A 3,327-nucleotide genomic window follows, 5' to 3' on the forward strand; every position below is an offset into this window, starting at 1 on the left:
CCGAGGATCCTGCATTCCCGCGTCCGGCGCTGGGAGGACTCCCTCGCGGAGATCGGGCCGGCGCACGCCGACCGGATCGCGGACGTGCGGGCCGGACTGGCGGACCGGCTCCCCGGGGTGGAGGTGGTCGGAGGGGCGACCGAGGGGGTCGGTGTGCCCGCGTGCATCGGTTCCGCTCGGGCCGCGGCCCGGCGGCTGGCGGCAGGGTGGCAGGATTGAGACATGGCACGCCTCGACTACAAGAAGCTCAACTCGACCCTCCGGTACCTCATGTTCTCGGTCTTCACCGTGACCCCCGGGAAGCTGGGGGAGGACCGGGCCGCGGTCACCGCTGACCTCGAGCGGTTCCTCGCGCGGTTCGACGACACGGACGTGGTGGTCCGCGGGCTCTACGACGTCTCGGGGTTGCGGGCCGAGGCCGACTTCATGATCTGGACCCACGCCGAGCACATGGAGGATCTCCAGCGGTTCTACAACGAGTTCCGGCGCACCACCATCCTGGGTCGGGCCAGCACCGCCTACTGGTCCAACACCGCCCTGCACCGGCCCGCGGAGTTCAACAAGAGCCACATCCCGGCCTTCCTCGCCGAGGAGGAACCGGGCGCGTACATCTCGGTGTACCCGTTCGTCCGGTCCTACGAGTGGTACCTGCTCCCCGACGAGGAGCGTCGCCGCATCCTCGCCGAGCACGGGCGCGCCGCCCGCGAATACCCGGACGTCCGCGCCAACACCGTGCCGTCCTTCTCGCTCGGCGACTACGAATGGCTCCTGGCCTTCGAGGCCCCGCAACTGGATCGGATCGTCGACCTCATGCGCGTCATGCGCAGCACCGAGGCGCGCCGTCACGTGCGCGAGGAGATCCCGTTCTTCACCGGTCCCCGGGTCAGCGCCGAGCAGCTCGCCACCTCGATGCCCTGATCAGTCCTCGGCGGGTTCGAGGGTCATGCTCACCGAGTTGATGCAGTACCTCAGATCGGTGGGGGTGGGGTAGCCCTCGCCCGAGAAGACATGCCCCAGGTGGCCGTGGCAGTTCGCGCACAACACCTCGGTCCGGGTCATCCCGAGGGAGGTGTCCGTCCGCTCGATGACGGCCCCGCCGGCCAACGGCGTGAAGAACGAGGGCCAGCCGCAGTGGGAGTCGAACTTGGCGTCGCTGCGGAACAGCTCGGCCCCGCAGCCACGGCACCGGTAGACCCCTTCGGTCTTGGTGTCGGTGTACTCGCCGGTGTACGGCCGCTCGGTGCCCGCCCGGCGCAGGACCTGGTACTCCTCCGGGGTCAGCCTGCGGCGCCACTCGGCGTCATCGAGGGTGAAGGAGGGGTGCGGGGTGTTGGAGGGGGTGTCGGTGCGCTCACTCATGCCCGCAGGCTACGCCGCCGCCGCGGCCGGTGCGATCCGCTCGTGCCGACGCGGGTCCGTCCGACGCCACAGCAGGATCGCCAGCACGGTGCAGAGCAGCAACAGCCATCCGAGCGTGGGGTGGGCGAACTCCAGCAGGCGCCCGTAGTACGGCCATCGCGCCGACTCCCAGAAGTCGAGTGTGAAGAACCCGTAGGCCGCCAACCAGGCGGGCCAGTTGCGGACGAACGACTTGTCCAGCACCACGGTGAGCATGATGGGGATGAGCATCATCGAGTAGTACATCTGGCCGAGGCTGGAGACCAGGAACACACCGGTCAGGATGACCCCGGAGGTGGTGGCGAGCCACAACACCTCGTGGTTGTGCCGGTAGTCGAGCAGGAGATACACGGCCAGCAGGGTGGCCACCACGATGAGGATCCGGGCAACCAGGATGAGCGGGTCGGGGACGCCGTAGTACAGACCGAGCCCGGCGATGGAGCTGTTGTAGTAGTCGCGGACCTCGCTCATGTAGGGCGCGGTGACCTCGAGATACCGGCCGGCGTCCACGGTGAGCGCCCACCCCGCGGCCATCGTGGCGGCGGGGATCGCCAGGGCGGCCACGAAGGGCTGCCACTGTCGACGGATCAGCGGGAGGACCAGCAGAGGCGCGAGCATCGGCTTGATCGCCAGTGACAGCCCCATCGCGACCCCGGCCCACCACAGTCGCCTGCGGTACAGCAGATAGAGGAAGGACACCTGGCACAGGAAGATCACGCCGTTGACGTTCGTGAACACCAGGGTGTTGGTGACCGCCTCGGTACAGAACGCGCCCAGAAGGATCGCCGGGGCGGCGAACGACCGCACGTCGAGGTCGAACAATCGCATGAGAAGCCACAGTGCGGCGATGATCGCGGCGGCGTTGACCAGGATGAACAGCCACCGGGCCACCGTGTAGTTGTCGATCACGCCGAAGGGGGCCAGGAGGAACGTGCCGCTCGGGGCGTAGAGATAGTGCGGTTGAACCGTGAGCAGGTTCTCGCTGTAGACGGGTTCGCCCGCGAGGAAGCGCCTGGTCGCCGCGTAGACGGTCCCGAAGTCGTTCGTGATGGATCCGTTGACGGCCTTGATGAGCACGCGATGGATCACCGTCATGATCGCCAACGGCCACAGGATCTGGTTCAACAGGCGGGGCACGGAGTCAGTGCTTCGGGTCGGCAACGGCACGGTGTGCAGGCTACCGGTCGGGGGCACGTCCTTCTCGTAGGCGCCCCGGGTCAGGACGGGCAGGCCACGGATCGGTCGACGGTGGTCGGGTCGGCGAGGAAGCCCGAGAGGGTCGACCGGGCGCACGCCGAGTGGAGCACCACCCACGATCCGGGAGCGCCCCAGGTGAGAATCCGGATGTCTCCCGCCCCGGCGCCGGTCAGCATGCCCGCGGTGGGTTCCAGGGCGGCGGCGCCGGCGACGGGGTCCGCGATCCCTCCCATGAGGAGCACGGGCACGGATCCGGGCAGCTCCACGGGCGTGCGTTCCGGGACGGGCCAGGTCGAACAGGCGGAGAGCTGGGCGGCCAGGATCTCCCCGAAGGGTGCGTCGTCCGCCCATTCGGTGGCGAGCTCGGGTACGCGGTTGACCGGAACCCGCCTGGGCAGGTCGGAGCACTCCGCGACGTACGGAAGTGAGGAGCTCCTCAACGCCTCCGCCCGGGCACGCACCAACGGACCGGGGGCGCCCGCATCGGGGTCCGTCCCCGCGATCTCACCGAGGATCTCGTCCCCGTCGGACGCCTCCGCTGCGGAGGCACCGGACAGGTCGGTGAGTGCGGATCGGATCACGTCGGACAGGAGCGCGGCCGGCACGCGGGCCCCGGGATCTCTCGCGGCGTCGAGGGCGCGGGAGACGGCCTCGACCCTCTGTTCCCCGTCGCCCGGCCCGCACTCGGGACGAGTGCAGGAGGCCGCCCACAGCCGTAACGCGGTATCGGAG

General features: G+C 69.3%; 4 protein-coding genes and 1 pseudogene. 2 read left to right on the plus strand and 3 right to left on the minus strand.

The window, feature by feature from the left end; genetic code table 11:
- Positions 1-219 (plus strand): annotated as a pseudogene (locus G6026_RS04010) (protoporphyrinogen oxidase); the annotation flags it as partial.
- 3 nt (positions 220-222) lie between these two features.
- Positions 223-918, plus strand: a complete 696-nt coding sequence (gene hemQ / locus G6026_RS04015; protein WP_107756573.1) for a hydrogen peroxide-dependent heme synthase — start codon at positions 223-225, stop codon at positions 916-918.
- Here the strand turns inward: hemQ and msrB are convergent, their stop codons facing one another.
- From msrB to G6026_RS04030, 3 genes are all read right to left on the minus strand, one after another.
- Positions 919-1,359 carry a peptide-methionine (R)-S-oxide reductase MsrB gene (gene msrB, locus G6026_RS04020; protein ID WP_107756572.1) on the minus strand — a complete coding sequence of 147 codons (441 nt, stop codon included), beginning with the start codon at positions 1,357-1,359 and terminating at the stop codon, positions 919-921.
- Between the two features lie 9 nt (positions 1,360-1,368).
- The gene (locus G6026_RS04025) at positions 1,369-2,535 is read right to left on the minus strand and encodes a glycosyltransferase family 87 protein (protein ID WP_309230170.1); all 1,167 of its coding nucleotides are present in this window, start codon (positions 2,533-2,535) and stop codon (positions 1,369-1,371) included.
- 80 nt (positions 2,536-2,615) lie between these two features.
- Positions 2,616-3,327: alpha/beta hydrolase (locus G6026_RS04030; protein ID WP_182612324.1), on the minus strand; the 712-nt coding region annotated here is incomplete at its 5' end.

Origin of the sequence: Dietzia sp. DQ11-38-2 (genome assembly GCF_014145055.1) — a bacterium.
Lineage (GTDB): Bacteria > Actinomycetota > Actinomycetes > Mycobacteriales > Mycobacteriaceae > Dietzia.

Coding starts and splice junctions, on each gene's coding strand:
- hemQ (WP_107756573.1), top strand. CDS start 223: ATGGCACGCCTCGACTACAAGAAGCTCAACTCGACCCTCCGGTACCTC.
- msrB (WP_107756572.1), bottom strand. CDS start 1,359: ATGAGTGAGCGCACCGACACCCCCTCCAACACCCCGCACCCCTCCTTC.